The sequence below is a fragment of the Pantoea sp. GD03673 genome (assembly GCF_029844725.1).
Lineage (GTDB): Bacteria > Pseudomonadota > Gammaproteobacteria > Enterobacterales > Enterobacteriaceae > Pantoea.
Map to the genome: position 1 here is coordinate 192,344 of NZ_JAOCKJ010000002.1, position 23,857 is coordinate 216,200.

The 23,857-nt window shown below is 61.0% G+C and carries 4 protein-coding genes; 1 reads left to right on the forward strand and 3 read right to left on the reverse strand.

Translation table 11 applies throughout. The annotated features are described in order from the left end of the window. Window positions 1–2: 2 nt before the first annotated feature. The 3 genes from N5J69_RS04285 to N5J69_RS04295 all read right to left on the reverse strand — a co-directional run bounded on the left by N5J69_RS04285 (window position 3) and on the right by N5J69_RS04295 (window position 21,962). On the reverse strand, window positions 3–1,358 hold the full coding sequence (locus N5J69_RS04285; protein ID WP_279768297.1) for a TolC family outer membrane protein: 1,356 nt from the start codon (window positions 1,356–1,358) through the stop codon (window positions 3–5). A gap of 303 nt (window positions 1,359–1,661) precedes the next feature. After that, complete coding sequence (locus N5J69_RS04290; protein ID WP_279768298.1) at window positions 1,662–3,578, reverse strand: hypothetical protein; 1,917 nt, start codon at window positions 3,576–3,578, stop codon at window positions 1,662–1,664. A gap of 345 nt (window positions 3,579–3,923) precedes the next feature. After that, window positions 3,924–21,962: an Ig-like domain-containing protein gene (locus tag N5J69_RS04295; protein WP_279768301.1), complete on the reverse strand. Its 18,039-nt coding sequence runs from the start codon at window positions 21,960–21,962 to the stop codon at window positions 3,924–3,926. 738 nt (window positions 21,963–22,700) lie between these two features. Here N5J69_RS04295 and N5J69_RS04300 point away from each other — a divergent pair. Then, window positions 22,701–23,855, forward strand: coding sequence for an MFS transporter (locus tag N5J69_RS04300; protein ID WP_279768302.1), 1,155 nt, complete (start codon window positions 22,701–22,703; stop codon window positions 23,853–23,855). The last annotated feature ends 2 nt before the right edge of the window (window positions 23,856–23,857 follow it).

Genomic DNA, 23,857 nt, shown 5'->3' on the forward strand with positions numbered 1-23,857 from the left:
CGCTATTGCAGCGAAGGAAGGAGATCGCCGCTGCTTTGCTGGCGATCGATACCCATGATATCGAGGAGATTGTCTACCGCGGCGGCATAACGCACGGTGGCGTCCCAGCCATCGTAAAGCGCGGTGATACGTGAGCTGTCCGCCTGAAACACATCCTGTTCCACGCTGAGCAGATCGTTCAGGCTGCGCTTACTCAGGCGATACTCATCGGCGTAAACATCACGGGTATGGTCGGCACTGGCGAGCTGCACTTCCCCGGCAGCCTGTCGCTGCTGTGCGCCGATCATGTCAGCATAGGCGGTAGAGGCGTTCTGATTGATGGCGAGCTTGGCCTGCTGCACTGCGGCCTGCGCCGCTTCCCGATCGCCCTCGGCAGACTGCGTTTTTGCATTCACCAGCCCGCCCTGGTAAAGCGGCGCTTCCACCTGCAACTGCACTTCATCATCCCAGTAAGACTGACGATCGTTTTCATAGCGGGTCCGGCCCGCCTGCACTTTGATGGTCGGCCAGTGACCGGACTCGGCCTGGCGCACCCGTTCACGGGCCGCTTCCTGTTTCGACTGTGCGCTGCGCACCGCAGCGCTGCTTTCATAGGCGATTTTGTCGAGGGTGATCTGCTGTTTCAGCAGCGCCTGAGGCAGTTCTGGCAGCGTGGCGGGCACCACGCCGGTCAGCACAGTCAGCTGTGCAGTGGCGGAACGCAGCTGGGCGCGATACTGCTCCAGCGTGGCCTGCATCGCGGCGATGCGGGTTTCGGCCTGCAACACATCTGACTGCGAATTGAGGCCGGCATCGGCGCGCAGTTTCGCAATATCCCGCACCCGCTGCAGCGAGGCGATATTGGTGTGCGCCGTATCCGCCAGCGCCTGGTAACGTTTAACTTCGAGGTAAGCCTGCAGCGTATCTTCCGCCACGGTGGTCATGGAGTCGAACAGGCTGAAACGATAGGCATCTGACAGGGCATGCTGCTCATCAATAGCGCTGCCGGTGCGGCCAAAGTCATAGAGCAGCTGACTGAGCGTGATACCGCCGGAGCCATTGTTGTTCAGGCTGCCAGCGGAGTCGGTCTGATGAGAGCGTCCCGCCGCACCCTGCAGAGAGATCTGCGGATACCAGGCGCTGCGGGCGGCATCCAGATCCCCCTCACCAACGTGGATCTGTGCCGCCGCTTCCGAGATTTTCGGATTGCGGGCGAAGGCCCGGAGAATGGCGTCGCGCAGCGTTAAGCTGGCAATCTGTTCTTCGGTCGGCGCAGCGCGCCAGTTAAATTCGGCTTTAGGTAACGGTGCGGCAAAGACCGCAGGCACTGCTACGCCACTCAGGGCGCACAACAAAAAAGTTAATCGCGCTTTGTTCATTATCCATACCAGCAGGAGGTCTTATCATCATGGTGTTTTTCCTGGTGAACAAAGGGAGCAAAAAACTGCTTACACAGCGCCTGACAACGCTATTGCGTTATTTTATTTATGTTTAACACGCGAGACACTGAACGGCCCTTAACATTATTAGATCAAATCCCGTGCTTATTCCTGCTAAAAACAGATGAAATCTTTGATCTTTCTCCTGATCGAACGAAAAACAACCACCACATGATTCCATGCCAATCCAGACAGGCTTAACAGACCCGTCCGGAAGGCAGTGAAATTATTAATGTGTCAGCGTCAGACCAGCGGCTGTGCCGCAGGATGCAGCAGCAGATGATCGGCAAGGGTATAAGGCACATCGGAGAAGAGAGGGCTCTCCTGCGGGACGGCCGCCGCCGTGGCCGCCTGCGCCACGTGCGCGGTCTCTGCCTGCTGCGTGAGGCTGACGGTGTCGAGCAGCTGATCCACCGTCTGATCCTCCAGCCTGCTGGCGTTTTCCGTATGCGATGCCACCTGCACCGTCTGGCTGGCCGTGGCCAGATTACCGGCGCTGTCTTTGCCACTGACCGTCATCAGGTATTCCCCCTCATCCAGCGTTGCCAGCTGCCCGGCCAGAATGGTCAGCGCCCAGCCGCCATCCGCTTTTACGCTGGCGCTGTAGTGCTGATCGCCCAGGGTTAATTCCACCAGGCTGCCCGGTTGCAGATGGCTGGAGCTGCCCTGAATCAGATGCCAGCTGTTCACGTCCGCCGCATCAATTTTGTTGTCATCAAAGGCGGTGTCCAGCGTCAGTGTCGGCCGCTGATGCACGGCCACGGTAAAGAGTGAGTCCCTGGTCTGACTGTCGCTGTTGCCATACTGATCCCAGCGATGGAAGGTGGCGGCGACCGGACCATCCTGCAGTGCCATCAGTTCGCCGGAGGTGAGCGTCACCATGCCCTGAGCATCGGGCTGGTAGGTTTTACCGTTGATCTCCAGGGTGTTGCATCCTTCAACGTAGAAGCTCAGATCGTGCTGCGCTTCCTGATAGTTAAGCGTCATGTCACCGCCAATATCCATTTCGGTGTAGATCGGAATGAACCCGGTGTGAATATTCAGCTCATGCGTGGCGTCGGTGTAGTTATCAGCCCCGTCGATGGACCAGGCGCGGATCTCACCCAGGCTGATAAAGGCGTGTACGTCCGCCGCCGGGATCACCACCTGCCAGTGGCCCTCCTCGCTTATTGTGGCGGCATAATCTTTCTGGCTGGCCCCGGTGATCACCAGTCGGTGACCCGGCATCACGGTCGAGAGCGTGCCGCTCAGCAACAGATCCTGCCGGGTTTCAGCCAGATTAATCACATCGTCTGCCGTGACCTTATCAAAGCTGATGACTGGCAGGCTGCTCTGGTGGGTGATCAGCGTCAGCTCGTGATAGTCGGTTGCGGTTTTTCCGTTAGGATCGGTCGCGGTCACTTTGAGGCTGTAGACGCCATCCTGCAGCGCCTGCATATCGCTTTCCTGGAAAGTGGCATACCACCTGCCGTCGCTTTCCACATGGGCCGTGGTGGTTTGCGTGCCCAGGGTCAGTTTCAGCACCGCCCCCACCGGCAGGTGCGTTGCGCCGCCGCTGATTTCAACGCCGTAAATGCTTTCAGCAATACTCACGGCATTGTCCCCACTGACGGTGTCCACGGTCAGGGTCGGTTTGATGGTGCGATCAACGTAGAGACCGAAATTAACGCTGGTAGCGGTGCTGTGGCCCGCTTTATCGGTGATGGTCAGCGTCAGCGTGTGATTGCCATCCGGCACGCCTTTGAGTGCATCCGCTGGCATGGACGCGTTCCAGTAGCCCCACTTGTTCACGGTGCTGTGCCAGCTCTGATCGTTGAACGTCAGCGTAACCAGCGAGCCGCCTTCTCCTTCCGCCCGGCCGCGCAGATGGACCGGCTTTTGCGCTTCCCAGCCCGCGATGACGCCATCACTGGCAATCGGTTCATAGGGGCGCAGTGCAGCGGGTGGTCTGCTCTCAACCGCGCTGACAGCCAGGGCACTGTAGTCGAGCGGGCTGCTCTGCAGCGACCCGGCAGAGAAAGGGGTGACGGGCAGAGTGAGACTTTGCGTTGCCACAGGCGCAATGGCGGGCAGAGCGCTGTCGGCAACGGCAAAGTCACTGACCGCCGTCTGGAAAATGGATTCAAGCCGGATATTACGAAGCGTATCGCGTGTTGACATAGGTCACCTCAGTTCTGAACAGAAACGCAGACCAAAACGCCCGGATAAACCGGGCGGGAAGTCTGACGATAGGGTAGTGGGTCAGCTTAAGCTGCCCGTTTCCGCTGGTCGGAACTGATTACCCGGAGGTAACAGGGATAACGAAAGAAGACGCTGATAAAAGCGACAAAGGGTGCCAGAAAACTGATTCACGGCGTAACGCCGTTTGCTGCGCCTACCCTAATCTTTCACCCTGCTAATGAATAGTGGCGATAATCTGGAAAGTGAAATTATTACGTGACGAAACAAAAAAAAGCGGGTGCTTTCGCACCCGCTTCTCAGACTGGCCTGCCAGACAGGTCGTGTTTACACCACATGCACCTGCAGGTTCTGCTGCACCAGCACATCACCCAGGGTGTTATCACTGGTCAGCGCCGAGTTGTGGTAGATCTCAAAGACTCTGCCCTCCACCGTGCGCTCGCCGGTTACCTCCCAGATCCCGCCGTTGCTGTTCGCCAGCGTCACCTGACTGCCATCCGCGCCTTTGATCAGCAAATCATCACTCTGTTTATCCGTAATAGTGAGTGCCTCATTGAGATCAAGTTTGACAGAGTTGGTGCCGGTTTTACCCAAATCGAGCACTTCGACATGTTCGACTTTCAGGCCCAGCGCGGTGAGATCCAGATTGAGATACTCACCATTAAGCACCAGCGTATCGGTGCCTGCGCCACCATCAATATGGGTAAAGTTAAGGTCGCTGACCGTCACGGTGTCCGCACCGCTGCTGCCGGTCACCGAGGCACCCTCTGCCGTACTGCCATCAGCCAGGGTAATCACGACGCCACCAATGGTGTAACCCACCTCTTCCGCAGGCGCTGCGGCCACCACGGTGTCACCTGTCACCGCGTTTTCACTGCTGCTGACTGGCGTCACGCTATCCGCTTCGGTCGTCAGCGTTGAGGCCACCGCGACAGGCGCACTGCTGTCGTCGCTGCTGGTGGTGCTGCTGCTGTTATGCTGCGTCTCCACGCTGGCGCTGGCGATGGAGGCGCTGTCATCTGCTACCGAGAACAGGGCCACTGACTCGGTAGCGGCCAGGGTAACCGGCAGCAGTGAACCCAGCAACAGGGTGTTGGTGGTGGTGTAGCTGTTACCGGCCACATCGGTGATGGCGACTTTTGCCAGCGTATTCAGCGACAGCAGCAGGCCGCCGACCGACAGCAGGGAGGGTGAGAAGTTAACGGCGTAACGACCCAGCGCATCGGTCGTGGTATTCAGCGTTGGTCCGTTGTTGCCGTTAGCCAGCAGCAGCGTCACGCTGACCTTCGATCCCTGAGCCGCATTCAGCGAGCCGCCCTGCACCACCAGGCCCGTGAGCAGAGAACCCACGATGCTGAGCACCGGATCAACCCCGACCACCGGCTGATTATGTGACAGCGCGGTAAAGCTGCTGGTGCTGGTCGCGGTGTTCCCCCCGATGTCTGCCACCGTAACGGTCAGCGGATGGCTGCCATCTGCGATGCCTTTCAGCGTCGCTGACGGCACGCTGATGCTCCATGCACCATTCGCGCCGATAGTGGTCGTCAGGATATTGCCCGCCACGTTAACCGTGACCGTGCCACCCGCTGCGTTGGTGCTGGTTCCTCTGATGGTTTCAGCCGCATTGGCTTCGGCGATATTGAGGTAGCCATCGCCGCCAAAGAAGCTGTTCACGCTGACCGTTGGCGTGGTGTGCGTCACCACACCCACCGACGCCGAGATGCTGCCGCTGCTGCCCGCGCCGTTGATGACGCTGGCGGTGACGGTCTGCAGACCATCCGCAATGGCGGCGAGGTTAGCCGCCGGAACAGAAAGGCTCCAGTTGCCGTTGCTGCTCACCGTGGTGCTGTATGTCTGGCCACCGAGCGTGACGCGCACCACCGATCCTTCGGCGTTGCTGGCGGTGCCGCTGATGGTCTGAGCGGATTTAACATCAGCCGCACTCAGCGCATTGTCACCAAACAGTGAGGTAATGGCGACCACTGGGGTCGACTGACTGATCACATTCAGTGTGCCACTGCTGTTCGCCACGTTACCGTAGGCATCGGTGCCCGTTACCGTCACGGTTTTAGTGCCATCGGTGATAGCCGCGAGATCCGCTTTCGGCACGCTGATGCTCCAGTTGCCACCACTCACCACTTTGGTGGTGTAGGTCAGCCCATTCAGCGTGGCGCTGACGGTCGAACCGGCTGACAGGCTGGAGGTCCCGCTCAGGGTCTGGTTTGAGGCCAGATCCGCCGCACTCAGCACGCCATCGCCGAACACGGTATTCACTGTCAGGGTTGGCTGAACCAGCCCCAGTGACACGCCCGCGCTGGTGCTGCTGACGTTGCCGACCGGGTCGGTGACCGACGCGCTGACGGTGAAGTTACCGTTCAGCAGCGTCGAGAGCACGGCTGGCGAAACGGTGGTGGAGAATGTGCCGTCGGCATTGACCAGCGCGGTAGCCGTTGTGTTGCCAATCGCCAGCCTGACGCTACTGCCCGCCGCCAGTCCGGAGACCGTGCCGCTGATGGTCTGGGTCACCAGCGATTCCGCCAGGTTCAGGACGCCGTCACCGAACAGCGGATTGAGCGTGACCTTCGGCAGATTATGAATACCGACCTGCGCCCCGGCGGTGGTGCTGCTGGTGTTACCGGCGCTGTCGGTAACGCTGACGCCGACCGTCAGATTGCCATCGGCAATGCTCTGCAGCAGCGCTGGCGTCAGCGAGACGCTGAAGTTGCCACTGGCATCGGTCGCCGTGACAAACTGCTGTGCCCCCACGGATACCACTACGCGCGATCCCGCTTCCGCACCGCCCACGACGCCGCCAATCACCTGCGTCACAAGCGCATCTGCCACGTTCAGCAGACCGTCGCCGAACAGCGGATTCACCGTGATGGTCGGCAGCAGCGTATCGACGCGGACACCGGCGCTGGTGCTGGCAGTATTACCCGCCGCATCCGTGACTGATGCCCCCACCGTCAGGTTGCCCTGCGCCAGGGTGCCCAGAATATCCGGCGTCACCGTGGCGCTAAACGCCCCGCCAGCCCCGACAGTGGCGGTCAGCTGGCTGTTGCCGACCGAGAGCGTTACCACACTGCCCTGCGCAACGTTGTTCACAACCCCGCTAATCACCTGCCCGGTAGCGATATCGGCCAGATTCAGCACACCGTCGCCAAACAGTGAGGTCAGCGAGATGGATGGCGACTGGGTAAAGATGCCGATCGAAGCGCTATTCGAGGCGACATTACCCGCCGCATCCCTGACGCTGACGCCCAGCGTCAGATTGCCATCCAGCAGTGAAGTGAGATCGCTGCCTGGCAGGGTAAGGCTCCACGCGCCGCCTGCCTGCACGGTGGTGCTGTAACTCTTACTGCCAAAGGTCACCGTCACCTGTGTTCCTTCAGCCGCATTGGTGATCACGCCACCGATCAGCTGTCCGGCTGTGGCTTCCGCGATATTCAGCAGGTTATCACCGCCAAACAGGCCGGTGAGCGGGCCGACTACCGGTACCGCGTCAACAATCGCCGTGACGGTTTCGCCCACTGTGCGGCTGTTGCCCGCGGCATCCGTCAGCGTGACGTCAACTGCCAGCTGACCGTCAGTGAGCAGATCCAGCACCGCTGGCGGCACCACGATGGCCCATTTGCCATCCTGGCCCACTGACGCAGAAAGCGTGGTGCCTCCCAGCACGACCGATACGGTGGCACCCACGCCTGCCGAGGTTGCGGTTCCCGAAATGGTCTGCGCCACCGTGGTATCCAGCGCGCTGAGCGTGCCATCGCCGAACACCGAATCGACCACCAGCGTCAGCGCTGCGTTGACCACCTTGTTCACCGTCAGCGTAGCGTCGGTCTGGTTGCCTGCCTGATCATTGACCCGCACGCCAAACACCAGGGCACCTTCAGTGAGGTCCGACAGCACATCCGGCGTGAGATTGATGCTCCAGCGTCCGTCAGCCCCCACCGTCGCGGTAGCAATCGGCGAGGCATCGCCCAGGTAGAGACCCACCGTCTGGCCTTCTGCGCCCTGCGCACTGCCGGTCAGCACCTGATTGACCGCCAGGTCAGCGGCGTTGATCACGTTGTCGCCGAGGAAAGCGTCAACCAGGACCAGTGGCGCGGTGGTATCCACCGTCACCGTCTGTGTCGCCGTCGTCACGTTACCGGCCCCATCGGCCAGCTGCGCGGTGATTTCCGACGTGCTGCCATCAGGAAGTGCCTGCATTGCGCTGGCCGGAACGGTGGTCGACCAGGTGCCGTTGCTTTGCACGACAGCGGTGTAGGACTGGTTATTAAACGTCACCGCGACGGTGCGACCGGCCTCGCTGATATCAGCGGTGCCGCTGATGACCTGGCTGGTGGCACTTTCACTGCCATTGACCTGGTTGTCTCCCGCAAAGGCATTGATTGTCAGTGTCGGTGGCGTCAGGTCGATCAGCACGTTACCGCTGACGGTCACCGGGGTCGTGCCGTCGGTGGCATTCACGGTGATGGCGACGCTGCCGTCCGCATTGCCAAACGCGCTGACCGGCAACGCAGCCGTTGACCAGCTGCCCGACGCATCCAGCGTGGTGGCGTAGGTCTGACCATTGATCTCAACCGTCACGGCCCCGTTCGCGCCGAGGTTAGCCGAGGTACCACTGACGATCACCCCACCCGCCACATCCTGCGTGCTGATGATGTTGTCGCCCGACACCGTGCCCAGCGTAACCCGCGGGCCTGGCGGTGGGGTAAGGTCGACCGTCAGGTCAACCGGCACCGCTGTGCTATTACCAGCCAGATCCGTTACGGTCAGTGTCAGGGTTGTCGATGGGCCAAACGTGGCCATCTGCTCTGGCGTCAGCGTCACGCTCCAGTTGCCGTTACCGTCAACCACAGCAGTGCCCAGCGTTGTGCTATTCAGCTCAACCCTGACCTGAGCGCCTGTCTCAGCGCCACTAACGGTGCCGCTGAGGCTCTGCGGCTGGATGCTCTCGGCGTAGTTCAGTGCGTTATCACCGGTAAAGGCTGCAACGTTAAGCGCTGGCGGTGTGGTGTCGAGCACCAGCGAGCTGTTAATCGTGGTGCTATTGCCCGCCGCATCGGTTGCCGTAACGGTAACCGGATAGGTAGCATCCGGCAGCAGTGAAAGCACTTCCGGTGCCAGTGTCACCGTCCAGCTCCCCGTCTCATTCACTTCTGCGGTATAGACGTTGCCACCAAGTGTCATCTGCACCGTCTGATTCGCGCCCGTCTCCCCCGTGGTGCCTCTGAGGGTAATGCCGTCGCCCGCATTCTCGCTGTTCACATAGCTGCCGAAGTATTCCGGATCGAGCGACGGCACCGGTGCGGTGAGATCGGCGGTGAACTGCAGCTGCGACGACGCGCTGTTGCCCGCCGCATCCACCACGTTAACCGTCAGTGACTGCGCGCCATCCTCCAGAGAACTCAGGGCATTGGCAGGAATATCGACGGTCCAGTTACCGTTGCCGGAGACCGTGCCAGAGTAAAGACTGCCATTCACATCCACGGTGATGCTGACTGCCTGGTTCGCCCCCACGCTGCCGGTGTTGCCGGTCAGGGTGACCCCTGCCGCGGCTTCACTGATGCTCAGCAGGTTATCTGCGCCAAACGCGCCCGCGTCAAACACAGGCACAGGCACGGCCACCTCCGTCACCACGTCCAGCGATGTCGTGTCGCTGTTCCCCGCGATGTCGGTGGCGGTCACGGTAATCGTGTGCGTGCCAGACGCGAATTCGCGCAACTGTTCCGGCAACAGGGTCAGAGACCAGCTGCCATCGTTCTGCACCGTCGCATTCAGCGGCGAATTATTTTCAAAGCCGTCGATCACGACCGAAACCGTCTGTCCGGCACCGGTAATGCCGGTGGTGCCACTCAGGATCTGTTCACTGCCCGCCTCCGCGGCGTTCAGCGCACCATCGCCAAACGGCAGATTCAGGGTGACATCCGGCAGTGTGTTCACCGCGACCAGCAGCGTGCCGCTGGTGCTGGCGGTGTTACCGTTCACGTCGGTGACAGTCACGCTGACCGGCAGGTTGCCATCCGGCAGTGACTGCAATACGGCAGGCGGCAGAACCAGCGACCAGTTCGAACCGTTATCCGTGAGCGTTGCCGAATAGGCGGTGTCATTAATGATCACCGTCACTGCCGCTGCGTTATCACTGTTCACCGCACCGGACAGCGTGCCACCCTCGGCCGCTTCCGCAGCGTTAAGCAGACCATCCGTAAACGGTGTAGCCAGCGTCGGTGCCGCAATTGGCGTAATCGCCGAGATAAAGGTCTGGGTGATTTCACTGGTATTTCCGGCACGATCCGTCGTCGTGAGAGTCAGGGTGTGTTCCCCGGACCCCAGACTCGCGATCACCTCTGGCGTCAGGCTGGCAGTCCAGTTGCCGTTAGCATCGACCGTAACCAGCAGCGGAATAGCATCTTCGCCCACCGTTACGCTCAGGGTCTGGCCCGCCACGGCGGTGGAGGTGCCTGTGACCAGCTGAACGGAACCTGCTTCGCTGATGTTGATCACGTTATCGCCGAACTGCGTTTCAGCAAAGACGGCTGAAACCGGCGGGGTCTGCAGGATTTCAACGCCTGCGGTAACCTGCGCCGGATTACCGGCCGCATCTGTCGCGCTGACCACCACCTGCGTCAATCCATCGTCGAGGTCAGTCAGTGCGCCGGGTGCCAGGTTCAGCGTCCAGCTGCCGGTGGCATCGGTAGTGGTGCTGAACGTCAGCGTGCCGACAGTAATGCTCAGTACGGTGCCTTCCGGCAGATTAGCGCTGTCACCACTCAGCGTTAATGCACTTTCAGTGTCGGCCAGACTGACCAGCGAATCACCAAACGGCGTGTTCAGGGTCAGCGCTGGCAGGGTGTTAAACGCCACATCCAGTGAGGTGGTGGCGTCAGTCGTGATATTGCCCGCCGCGTCAGTGACCGAAACGGTGATCGCGTTCGGGCCGTCTGTCAGCTGCTGCACGTCGGCTGTCGGAATGGTGACGCTCCAGTTCCCGTCGGCATCGGCTGTGGTGGTGTAGCTGACGTTATTCAGCGTCACCGTCACCGGTAAAGCGCCCGTGGTCGTGCCGCTGACGTTGAGATCGCGCAATGATTCCGCGACGTTAAGCGTGTCTCCCGCGTCAACCGTGATATTGGTCAGGACAGGCGGTGTGGTACTGAACGTGACCGGCTGGCTGGCGATGGCCGGATTGCCCGCCACATCGGTCGCGGTTACGGTAAAGGTTTGCGTGCTGCCCGGTGCCACGTCGTTAAAGACCGTGGACGGCACATTCACCGTCCAGTTGCCGTCAGCGTCGAGTGTGGTCGTGGTGGTGTAATCTGTGCCGCTTAATGTCACCGTCACCACCGTGCCCGCAGCCAGCTGGGTGCTGCCGCCGCTGACCGTAACATCTGCGGCGGCCTCGGTAGCATTAATCACATCATCACCTGCTACCACATTCAGGGTCAGCGTCGGCTGAACCTGCGCGCTGGCCTGCACGACCAGGCTGGCGCTGGCGCTGGCCGGATTGCCAGACGCATCCGCTGAGACCACGACCAGCAGCTGATCGCCATCCGGCAGAGCAGCCAGATCGGCAGAGGGAACGGTGACTGTCCAGCTGCCATCCGCCGCCACCGTCCCGCTGTACTGAATCGCGTTCAGCGTTACCGTGACCAGCTGCCCCTCTGCCAGATTGGTGCTGGTGCCACTGATGCTCAGATCCTGCAGCGACTCCGCCTGGTTCAGGAAGTTATCGTCACTGATTGTCCCGATGGTCAGGGTGGGCAGGTTCAGGCTGTCAGCATCACGCGTCAGTGTGGTCTGAACCGTCACCGCCGGGTTGCCCGCTGCATCGGTCATTGACACAGCGACCGGGTAGCTGCCGTCTGCCAGCCCCTGCACGACGCTGGCAGGCAGCGTGACCTGCCAGGTGCCATCGGAGAGCACCAGGGTGGTGTAATCAACATTCTGGAAGCTGACGGTGACCGTCTGTCCGGCATCCGCCACCGTCGCCGTGCCGCTGATGGCGACCGCTTCCAGCACTTCCACGGAATTGATGATGTTGTCGCCGCCAATGGGGTTGACGCTCAGTACCGGTGGTGTGAGATCCACCGTGACCGCACTGGTCAGCGAACCGCTGTTACCGGCGGCATCGCTGGCATTGACCACCAGGGTATTGACCCCCTCGTCCAGCGTCTGTACCTCCGCTGGCGTGAGGGTCAGCGTCCAGTTACCCTGGGCATCTACCGTGGCGGTATAGTCATTTCCGCCAAGCGTCACGCTCACGGTCTGACCGTCGCCCGCTACACCGGTGCTGCCGCTCAGCGTCTGACCGACCGCTCTTTCAGCCTGGTTCAGATAGCCATCACCAAATGGCGTGTTAATGCTGACCGACAATTCCCCGGTCGCCACGGTGATTTCACGCGTTTCCGTCACCGGATTGCCCGCCGCATCACTGACCGTCACGGTCAGGGTATAAGCACCGGCCGGAATACCTGCCAGGGCACCCGCAGGCAGCGTCAGGCTCCAGTCGCCATCCTGGGTAACGGTGGTGGTCCAGAGCTGGTTGTTGAGGGTGAGGGTGACCTGCTGACCGGCTTCGGCATCCGTGCTGCCGCTGATGACAATCGGCGCGGTGCTTTCGGCGATATTGACGCTGTTATCGCCCGCAACCGTGTTCAGGGTCAGGGTCGGTGGAGTCAGATCCACCGTTACGCTGCCCTGGCTGCTGCCGGTGTTGCCCGCCGCATCCTGCACGTTTACTGTGTAGTTAAGCGTCTCTTCCGGCAGATCGGCCAGCGCGGCGACAGGCACGCTGACCTGCCAGTTGCCATTGCTGTCGACCGTGCCGGTGTAGGTTGCGCCATTGAGTACCACGCTCACCGTCTGGCCATCACCCGTGACACCGGTCGTACCGCTCAGCGTTTGTGCTGTGGTGATCTCGCTACTGTTAAGCAGACCGTCACCAAAGGCAGAGACAATCTCCGGCGCTGGCAGCGTTGCCAGCACGCTAAGCGTTGCCTCGCTGCTCAGGGTCGCCCCGCCACTGTCCGTTGCGGTGACGGTCAGGGTGTAAGGTCCATCGGCGAGAGCCGTCAGTGACTCAGCCGGAACAATCACACTCCAGCGACCACTGGCCGAAACCTGCGCGGTGTAGCTGATGTTGTTAAACAGCAGCGTGACCGTACTGCCTTCAGGCACATTCGACGAGGTGCCGGTGACAATCAGCGGCTGACCCAGCTCCTGCGCATTCAGGTAGTTGTCCTGACTGAGGGCATCCATCGCCAGGCCAGAAGCGTTGCTGTTAATGTCAAAGGTGAGGTTCGCGGTGGTGGTGTTGCCCGCCACGTCGCTGACTGCCACGGTAAAACTGGCGCTGCCATCCGCAATCGCGGCCAGAGCACCGGCTGGCACGACCAGACTCCATGCACCGCTCGCCTGCACGGCGGCGCTGTAGACGGTGCCGTCAATGGTCACGGTGACCAGCTGGCCCGCTTCGACATTGGTGGTGGTGCCGGTCAGACGCTGGTCGGTAAGGCGTTCCGCGCCATCGACCACATTGTTACCGGCAAAGTCCTCCAGCGTCAGGGTCGGCAGCGTGCCCGCCTCCACTTTCAGCGTCAGATCGCGGCTGGTGGTGGTGGCATTGCCTGCCGCGTCACTGGCGGTCACGGTCAGTGGATAGCTGCCGTTGCCCAGCCCGGTATAAACCGTGGCGGGCAGATCCAGTGACCAGTTGCCGTTAACGTCTGCGGTCGTGCTCAGGCTGGTGCCGTTGAAGCTGGCAACAATCAGCGCATTGGCTTCACTGCTGCCGGTCAGCGTCAGCGGCTGCTGACTTTCCGCCGCGTTGATAATGCCATCGGATGGCGTAATGACGTTCAGCACTGGTGGCAGGGTATCCACTACCAGATTGCCGTCAGCCTGGCTGCTGTTGCCCGCCACATCACTGACCACCACGGTGTAAGGTGTGTTGCCCTGTGGCAGCGCAGAAAGTGCCGCTGGCGGCAGCGCGACCTGCCAGTTACCCGCGGCATCGACCGTGCCGCTGTAGGCGGTGCCGCCCAGCGTGACGCTGACGGTCTGGCCATCACCCGTAACACCGGTGTTACCGGCGATCACGCCACCGCTGACCGCCTCCTCGCCGTTGAGAATGCCATCATCAAAGGCCACGCCAGGGGTGGCCACCGGCAGTGCGCTGGCCACCACCGTCAGAGTAGCGTTGCCCGTGGCAAGCGCTTGTCCGGCCGCGTCGCTGGCAGTGGCGGTAACCGTCTGCGGGCCATCGGCAGCGCCGTTAAAGGTGCCCACCGGCAGGATCAGGCTCCAGCTTCCATCCGCAGCCACACTGGTGCTGACTGAGGTGCCGTTGGCAAGCACGGTAATAATGCTGCCGTCAGGCAGGCCGCTGGTGCTGCCACTGACCACCACGGCCCCGCCCAGTTCCTGGGCATTAAGGATGTTGTCGTTGCTGATCGGTGCCAGCGCCACTGAAGGCAGCGTGTTGTCCACGCTGAAGTTAAGCGGACTGCTGGCCGTATTGCCGACGGCGTTGATCACGCTGACGTTCAGCGTCTGATTGCCCTCACCCAGCGCCGCCAGTGCGCCCGCAGGCAGAATAATGCTCCAGTTGCCGCTGGCCTGAACCACGCCACTGTACTCGGTGCCGTTCAGGGAGAGGATCACCTGCTGACCCGCTTCGACGTTACTGCTGCTGCCGCGCAGGGTAATCGGCTGCAGCTGCTCGGCGGCCGTGACGATGCCGTCACCGGCAAAGGTGCTGCTCTCAACCGTCAGCACAGGCTGCACGTCCGGCGAGGTTGCCACATTCAGATCCACCACCTGGCTGCTCTGATTCCCGTCAGGACTGGTTTCAGTGACGGTCAGCAGGTTCGTGCCCGGAGGCAGTGCCGCCAGATCATCCGGGGCGATTTGCAGCGTCCACTGCCCATTCACGCCGACGGTGGTGCTGTAGGTCTGGTCATTGAGCTGGACCGTAACAGTGTCGCCGTTCTGACCGCTGCCGCTGACCACCAGCGGTTCCAGCAGTTCATTTGTGTTTAGCGCGTTGTCACCGCTGACCGGCGCAACCACCAATGGAGGCGGCGTGGTGGCAACCGTCAGCGCACTGTTCTGGCTGCTGCTGTTGCCAGCTGCGTCGGTGACGGTAACCTCCACCGGATAGCTGGTGCCATTGGTCAGACCGGCAAGCGCGGCAGGCGGTACGGCCAGCGCCCAGTTTCCGTCCGCATCAACCGTTCCAGTGTAGGTGACGCCATTCAGCGTCACACTGACGCTATCACCTTCACTGCCTGTCCCGCTGACACTGAAGCCAGCAGCCTGTTCAGCGATGTTGAGCACGCCGTCACCCGCGGGCGCATTTATGCTGAAATCGGGTGCAGTGGTATCCACAGTGACCGGCAATGGCGTGGTGGCAACGTTGCCACTGACGCTGGTAACGGTCACGCTGAGATCGTAACGGCCATCCGTCAGCAGTTGCAGATCGGCAGGGGGTACGGTAGCGCTCCAGCTGCCATCTGCGGCAACCAGCGCCTCATAGGTTTCACCATTCAGCGTAAGGCTGACGAGGCTGCCTGGGGCAACCGTGCCGCTGACGGTCAGATCGGTCTCTGTTTCAGCCGCATTGATAATGCCATCGGTGGCGATCGGATTAACGGTCAGCACCGGTATCCCGGTATCAACCGTCAGCGGTTCGCTGATGCTGGTGCTGTTACCCGCCACATCACTCACGGTCACGGTAATGGAATTACTGCCCTGCGCCAGGGCCTGCAGCGCCTCTGGCGGCAGCGTGACGCTCCATTGCCCATTCGCGTCGACAGCCGCCGGATAGCTGATGCCGCCCAGGGTTACGCTGACAGCCTGACCTGGCAGGACTGAGCCGGTCAGCGTCTGTGCCGCGCTGGCTTCTTCAGTGTTGAGGATGCCGTCGGTGAAAGGCGTGTTGATCTGGGGTTCCGGCAGCGGTGACGTTGCCACCAGCAGCGTCTGGCTGGTCTGCACCTCACCCGAGGTGACGGTAACGGTGGTGTTGCCCTGCGCCAGATTCGCGAGGTCAGCGGCGGGCACGGTCAGGGTCCAGCTGCCGTTTATATCGGTTGTGGTGCTGTAAAGCGTGCCGCCGGGCACCAGCGTCACGGTGATCGGACTGCCAGCCGGGAGGTTTGCGGAACCGCCGCTAAGGATCAGATCGCTCTGCGCCTCCAGCACGTTCAGCGCATTGTCGTCACTGATCGGCGCAATCGACAGCAACGGCACGTTGGTCGTGATGACGGTGAACTGCCCCTCCGCAGGCAGCGCCGGGTTACCGGCCACGTCGGTAATCGCCACGGTAAACGTTTTAACGCCTGCGCCGTTCAGTGATTCAGCGGGCAGCGTTACGCTCCAGCTTCCGTCTGCCAGCACACGACCATCGTAAGACTGGCCGTTAAGGGTCAGCACGACCGGCTGACCGGCCGGTACGCCCGTCACGCTACCGGTAATCAGAATGTCATTGCGCTGTTCCGCATCGTCCACCTGGTTGTCGCCGGTCACGGGATCAATGGTCAGCACCGGTGAGGTTGCCGCCAGCACGGTGACGCTGGATGCAACGGTACTGCTGTTGCCATAGGCGTCGCTGATGACCACGTTAACCGGATAAAGTGCGTCACCCAGCTGGCTGATGATGGCGGCAGGTATTGTCACGCTCCACGCGCCATCGGTTTCAACCGTGACCGTGTAAGTTTCGCCATTGAAACTCACTTCAACCGTATCGCCCTGCGTCCCCCCGCGTCCGTCGATGGTGAGATCCTGCGTGTGTTCAGCGATATTGATATAACCATCACTGCCCGGCGTGAAGACCTCCAGCAGCGGCGGCGTGGTCGCGAAAATCAGTGAACTGCTGGCTGATGTGGTATTGCCATCTGCGTCCGTTGCCACGACTGAAATCGGTTGGGTCCCGCTGGGGACACCCGCGACATCGGCGGCCGGGACAGCCACACTCCAGCTGCCATCCTGCGCCACCACGGCGCTGTAGGTCAGGTTATTCAGCGTGACGCGAATGATGTCGCCTTCGTCGCCGGTTCCGCTAACGAGCAGCGGCTGCTGCGCGTCGCTGACGTTGATTACGCCGTCAGCATCCAGTGGATTCAGGGTCAGCGCAGGCAGCTCGGTAGCCACCCGCAGATCGGTGTTCTGCGTGCTGCTGTTACCGGCCGGATCGGTCACGGTAACCGAGACCGGATAGGTCTGGCTGGTCAGCGTGGCAAGATCGGCAACCGGAACAGATGCGCTCCAGTTGCCGTTTTCGTCGACGATGGCGGTATACGTTTTACCGTTCAGCCCGACCGCCACGCTGTCGCCCGCCGTACCGGTTCCGCTCACCAGCAGCGGGACCGTGAGTTCATTGCTGGTCAGGACACCATCACCGCCCGGTGCGGTGACAGTGACCGCCGGAGGCTGGGTGCTGACTGCCAGCGTCTGCGTCTGGGTGGCGGTATTGCCGCTGGCGTCGGTCAGGGTAACGACCAGCGCATAGCTGCTGCCATCTGACAGTGCCTGCAGCGCCGCAGATGGCAGATCCACCGTCCAGTTGCCCTGCCCGTCTACTGTCGCGCTGTAAATGACGTTGTTTAGCGAGACCGTAACGAGCTCGCCCGGCAGCGCACCAGAACCGCTGACCGGCACGCCTGCCGCCACTTCCGTGCTGTTGAGAATGCCATCACCGCCTGCCACTTCCGCCACAATCAGGTCAGGAGGCAGCGTGTCGACGCTGACGCTGAGCGTCTCGTCCACGCGGTTGCCCGCCTCATCAATCGCGGTAATGGTCAGGCTGTTCGTGCCCTGCGGCAGTAAAGCAAGATCGGCAGCAGGCAGCGTCAGGCTCCAGCTACCGTCATCATTGACCGTGGTGCTGTAGGTTTTGCCGTTGAGTTGCACGTTGACCTGCTGGCCGGCCACCGCTTTACCGGTGCTGCCGCCGATCAGCAGATCGCTGCCCGCGTCTGTCTGATTGAGAATGCCGTCGGTGATCGCACTCTCGTTCAGCGTGATTTGCGGCAGCGTGGTTGCAACCACATTCAGCTGAGCAGAGTCGGTCAGCAGCGCACCACTGGCGTCACTGGCCGTCACTGAAATCAGTTTCACCCCGTCACTGATCCCGGCGAGATCGCCTGCCGGAACGGTCACGCTCCAGAAGCCATTGCTGCCGACCACCCCGCTGTAATTGCTGCCGTTAAAGTTAAGCTGCACTGTCTGGCCGGGGTTTACGCCCACTGCAGAGCCGCTGATGACCAGATCGCTGCTCAGCTCCTGCAGGTTGAGGAAACCATCCAGGCTGACAGGTTCACTGATGGTGATGACGCCCGGTTCACCTGCTGCCGGTGCGATGTTGATGTCGCGGCTGTCGGTGGCTAAGTCACCTGCTGCGGAGGTGACGCTGGCTGTGATGGTGGTGCTGCCTGCCGCCAGTGCAGTGAGCGCCGCAGAGGGGACCTGCGTGCTCCAGCTGCCGTCCTCGCTGACCAGCGCAGTGTAATTCTGACCGCCCAGGGTAATGCTGACGGTCTGGCCCGCCGCGACGTTGCTGGTCGTGCCGGACAGCGTCTGACCGACGGCCTTCTCGCTGTTATCAACCAGATCGTCACCGGCAAACAGCGCAATCGTAATTGTCGGCGTGCCCGGTTCCGCTGGCGCTTCCACCGCAATCGTCCGATCTTCGCTGACGGTTACGCCCGCCTGACTGGTGACCGTCGCCACGATGGTGGCACTGCCCGCGTTCAGCGCGGCCAGCGCGCTGGCTGGGACGCTCAGGCTCCAGCTGCCATCCGCGCCAACCGTGGCGCTGTAGGTCTGGTCGCCCAGCGTGACCGTCACAACCTGACCGGCCTCAACATTGGTGGTGGTGCCGCTCAGCAGCTGATCGCTGGTTTTCTCATCGTTACTCAGGACGTCATCACCGGCGAACTGATCGAGCGTGATCGCAGGCTGGCCCGGCTCCGTCACCGGTGACTCCACGGTGATGGGCAGCGTGGCGCTGACAGGGGTGCCTGCCGCATTGCTGACCGTCACAACCAGCGAGGCAGGCCCCGCCGCCAGGGCATCGAGGGCGTCGGCAGGGATCGCAATATTCCAGCTTCCATCGGGGCCGACCGTGCCGCTGTAGTTCTGGCCGCCCAGCGTCACCGTGACAATCTGGCCTGCTTCGACATTCGTGGTGCTGCCGGAGACCGCCTGTGCTTCCAGCTTCTCATCGTTGTTCAGTACGTTGTCGTCAGCAAAGACATTGAGGGTTAACGTCGGGGCTTCTGGCGCGGTGCCCGCTGACTCCACCAGGAAGTCACGCGTTTCGCTGACTGGCGTGCCAGGGAAAACCGTGACCGTGGCGTTGAGGGTCGCACTTCCGGCTGTCAGCGCGGCCAGCGAGCTGGCCGGAATCGTGACGCTCCAGCGGCCATCCGCACCCACCGTGGCGGTAAAGGTCTCTCCGTTCAGCGTGACGGTAACCTGCTGCCCTTCAGCGACATTGGTGGTCGTGCCGCTCAGCAACTGGTCGCTGGCTTTCTCGCTGTTGCTGAGGATGTCATCCCCGGCAAAGACGTCGATAGTGACGGTGGCCTGACCCGGCTGCGTCGCCGGGGCTTCCACGGTGATCTGTTGCGCGGCCGTTGCGGCATCGCCCGCCGCATTGCTGACCGAAACCGTCAGGGTGGTGGTGCCTGCTGCCAGCGCGTTCAGCGCCGCAGGTGGAACGGTGACGCTCCAGCTGCCGTCACTCTGCACGCTGGCGCTGTAGGTCTGGCCGCCCAGCGTGACCGTCACGATCTGCCCGGCTTCAACATTCGTGGTGGTACCGCTGACAAGCTGACCGACCGCTTTTTCATCGTTACTGAGATCGTTATCGCCCGCGAAATCATTCAGGGTCAGGCCCGGCACGCCGGGTTGCGTCACCGGCGCGTCCACCGAGACAGTGCGGATTTCACTGATGTTTTCACCCGCAACGTTGCTGACGGTGACGCTGATGGCATTGGATCCCGCGGGCAGATTGCCCAGCGCGGCTGCCGGAATAATCACACTCCAGTTTCCACTGCCATCCACGGTGCCGAGGTAAGTCTGCCCTCCCAGGGTAACAGTGACCGTCTGGCCCGCTTCGATATTGGTGGTCGTGCCGGAGAGCGTCTGCGCCGTGCCTTTTTCGTCATTGCTGAGGATGTCATCCCCGGCAAACTGACCAATGGTCAGTGTCGGTTCGCCCGGCTGCGTTACCGGCGCGTCCACGCTGATGGGCAGGCTGGCGGTCACGGTATTACCAGCGGCATTGCTGACTGAAACCGTCAGCGTCGTTTCACCTGTCGCCAGGGCGCTCAGGGCCGCTGATGGCAGCGTGACGCTCCAGTTGCCCTGTGCATCCACACTGCCGCTGTAGGTCTGACCACCCAGCGTCACCGTCACCAGCTGGCCGGGTTCAATGTTACTGGTGCTGCCGGTCACCGTCTGGTCGGTGGTTTTCTCTGCGTTGCTCAGCTGGTTATCACCGGTGAAGTCATTCACTGTCACGGCAGGCGGGCCTGCCACCACCGGCGTATCAACGCTGATGGCGCGGTTTTCGCTGGCCTCAACGCCCGCCTGATTGGTGACCACCGCAGAGATGGCAACCGTCCCGGCGTTCAGCGCATTCAGCTGTGCAGGCGACAGCGTTATCTGCCAGTTGCCCTGCGCGTCCACCACTGCGCTGTAGGTCTGATCACCGAGCGTGATAGTGACAATCTGCCCCGCTTCAACGTTGGTGGCAGAGCCGCTCAGCAGCTGCTCACTGTTTTTCTCGGCATTGCTGAGGATGTCATCACCGGCAAACTGATCGATGGTGATAACCGGCGTACCCGGCTGAGCCTGTGGCGGCTCGACGGTAAGGGTCAGGCTGCCGCTGGCGGCGGTGCCTGCCTGGTTAGAGACGGTTGCCGTCACGGTGGTGGTGCCGGAGGCCAGGGCCGTTAGCGCATCGGCAGGCACGGTGATGCTCCAGCTTCCGTCGCCCGCAACGCTGCCGCTGTAGCTCTGGCCGCCCAGTGTTACGGTGACGATCTGCCCGGCTTCAACATTGCTGGTGCTGCCGGAGAGCGTTTGTGGCGTGGTTTTTTCGCCGTTATCCAGCAGGTTATCGCCCGCAAATGGATTCAGACTGATTGCAGGCGTCGCGGGCGTACCCGGATCGCCCGCAGCGACGGTAATCGGCAGGCTGCCGGTGGCCGCTGTGCCTGCGGCGTTAGTCACGCTGACGCCGATGGTGGTGGTGCCTGCGGCGAGTGCTGCCAGCGCGGCCGCAGGGATCGCAACGCTCCAGCTGCCGTCCGCACCTACGGTGGCATTGTAGGTCTGGCCGCCCAGCGTAACCGTCACAGTCTGACCGGCTTCCACATTGCTGGTGGTGCCGCTCAGAACCTGATCGGTGGTTTTTTCCGCGTTATCCAGCAGGTTATCGCCCGCAAACGGATTCAGACTGATCGCAGGCGTCGCGGGCGTACCCGGATCGCCCGCAGCGACGGTAATCGGCAGGCTGCCGGTGGCCGCTGTGCCTGCAGCGTTGGTCACGCTGACGCCAATAGTGGTGGTGCCTGCGGCAAGTGCTGCCAGCGCGGCCGCAGGGATCGCAACGCTCCAGCTGCCGTCCGCACCTACGGTGGCATTGTAGGTCTGGCCGCCCAGCGTAACCGTTACAGTCTGACCGGCTTCAACATTGCTGGTGGTGCCGCTCAGCACCTGATCGGTGGTTTTTTCCGCGTTATCCAGCAGGTTATCGCCCGCAAACGCATTGAGGGTAATGGCAGGTGTCCCTGGCGTAACCGGTGTTCCGGGATCGGTGCCGCCATCGTTACCGCCGCCGTTACCGCCGCCGTTACCTCCACCTCCACCGCCGCCACCGCCGATGCCAACCGCCAGCCCGGCTAAGCCGAGCACACCCAGACCGCCCGCCGTAATCACGCCCATTGAGGTGTTGGTGTTATCTGCCAGCAGCAGTGGCTCTACGCTGTCGAGTGATTCATAGGTGGGCGTCACCGAACTGGAGGCGAGTTCAGCGCCCTCTGCGGTTTGCGGGAAAAGCGCATGTTCCGGTGGATTGACGCCATCATCGAACACCAGCTCGCTGTGCTGGCCATCGGCGTCGTCGAGGAAGAATTTCTGATAGCGTACCGTGCTGCCGTCTCGCATTTTCAGCACCAGATCGTTACCCTGGCGCTCGAACTGTGTCACCACATCGCGCGTGCCGCTGATGCGCACCACGCTGGGTTCGGTGAGGTTAATGGTTTGTGACGAACCGCCAGCGGTCTGTGAGAGGAGTGTGCCGTTTTCGCGCGAGATAATGTCTACACGGCCTTGCGTGAGTTCTGCCATTTGTAACCTCTATTCCACCAGATTAGCTAATATACTGAATCCATAAACATAAATTTATTTTATGCTTACAGTCTTCACACATAGTTTCACCTTCTGAAGTACAGAAGGCGTCTCAACCTGGTGCATGTAGAAATGGCAAAGCGTAATTTCGTCACTGACGCCTGGCTAAACGGAGCGTGACGGTATTATTGTTAGATTTAGCTGTACAGACTTACGCGAAACGTAACGGTTCTGACAGAATAATTTTTAGCGTAACCGTGCTAAAAATCAACGTCAATGTACAGATTTCATTATGATTTAATCTCAATTACATTAGCCGCATATGAAATGAGGTTTTCGAAAAGTGCGCTTTGCCCTTGTTTTTTCATGTCAATTTATTGCTGACTGTTTCCATAAATGATGCAAAGTGGTCAAAAAACCCTCTCTGGAAAACATGAGGGCTGAAAAATAAATTTGTTAATTATGCGATTCAGCCATCAATTATGGGTGGCCCTGTTCCACGTTGTTCAGCAGCAAGTCGTTGAAAAACGACAGTGAAATTTGAGTTAAGTCACGCTGCGCGCACGGTGGTCATACCAGGAAAGTTCTGGAAAAAATTCGCGGCGAAGCAAAAGTCGGTAAACTCCCGGTTTTGTCATTGATGTGATGGTGCTTCGCCACTTCTGATAAGAGGCACAACGGCCACCGACTCATGGTCAGTGCTACACTTTTCCGCTTTACCATTGATGAATCTGACCTATGACTGCACTGGACGCTGCACAACAAAATAAGCATCAGAGCCGCCTGAACTGGGGCACTCGCACCGTTTTTCTGATCAATGGCTTAGGGATGTCAGCCTGGGCACCGCTGGTACCGTTTGCCCGCGATCGTCTGCAGCTCAGCGGTGCCTCACTTGGCGCGTTACTGCTCTGCCTGGGGATTGGTTCGCTGGCCGCGATGCCGGTAACCGGCACGCTGGTGGCGCGTTTTGGCTGCCGCCGGGTGATGGGCTTCTCCACGCTGTTAGTGCTGCTTATGATGCCGCTGCTGGCCACGGCTGACTCTCATCTGGTGATGGCAGCAGCGCTGATGCTGTTTGGCGCCGGTCTGGGCATGCTGGATGTGGCGATGAATTATCAGGCGGTGCAGGTTGAGCAGGCTGCCGATAAGCCGATGATGTCCGGCTTTCATGGCTTCTTCAGTCTGGGCGGGATTCTGGGCGCGGGTACAGTCAGCCTGTTGCTGAGCCGCTCTTTTACCCCGCTGGCCGCTACCCTGGTGGTAATGGCGGTGATGCTTTTACTGCTGCTGTGGCGACTGCCCGTCTTGATGAGCCAGCGTCTGCACCAGCCCGATCAGCCCTGGCTGGTGATCCCACGCGGTTGGGTTGCCTTTCTTGGCCTGCTCTGCTTTATCCTGTTCCTGGCGGAAGGTGCAGTACTGGACTGGGGGGCGCTGCTGTTGCTGCAGAATCCGGCGATGTCCCCCGCCTATGCCGGACTGGGCTATGCGGTCTTTTCCGTGGCGATGACGCTGGGTCGTTTTAGCGGCGATAAGATCATCCAGCGTTTCGGCCGCTATCCGGTGATGCTGACGGGTGCGCTGACTGCCGCAGCGGGCATGAGCCTGGCCGTCTGGCTGCCCTGGCCGGAAATCGCCCTGCTGGCATTCCTGCTGGTTGGCTTTGGTTTATCCAACACGGTGCCGATGTTGTTCAATGCTGCCGGGAATCAACGGGATATGCCTGCGAACCTGGCGATTTCTGCCATGACAACGCTGGGATATGCGGGTATTCTCTCAGGTCCGGCTTTAATCGGATTCATTTCACAATGGATCGGCCTCAGCGGCGCATTTTTATTGATCGCGCTGTTGCTGTTAGCGGTAGCCGCCAGTGCGCGAAAAGTTGCGCGATAATT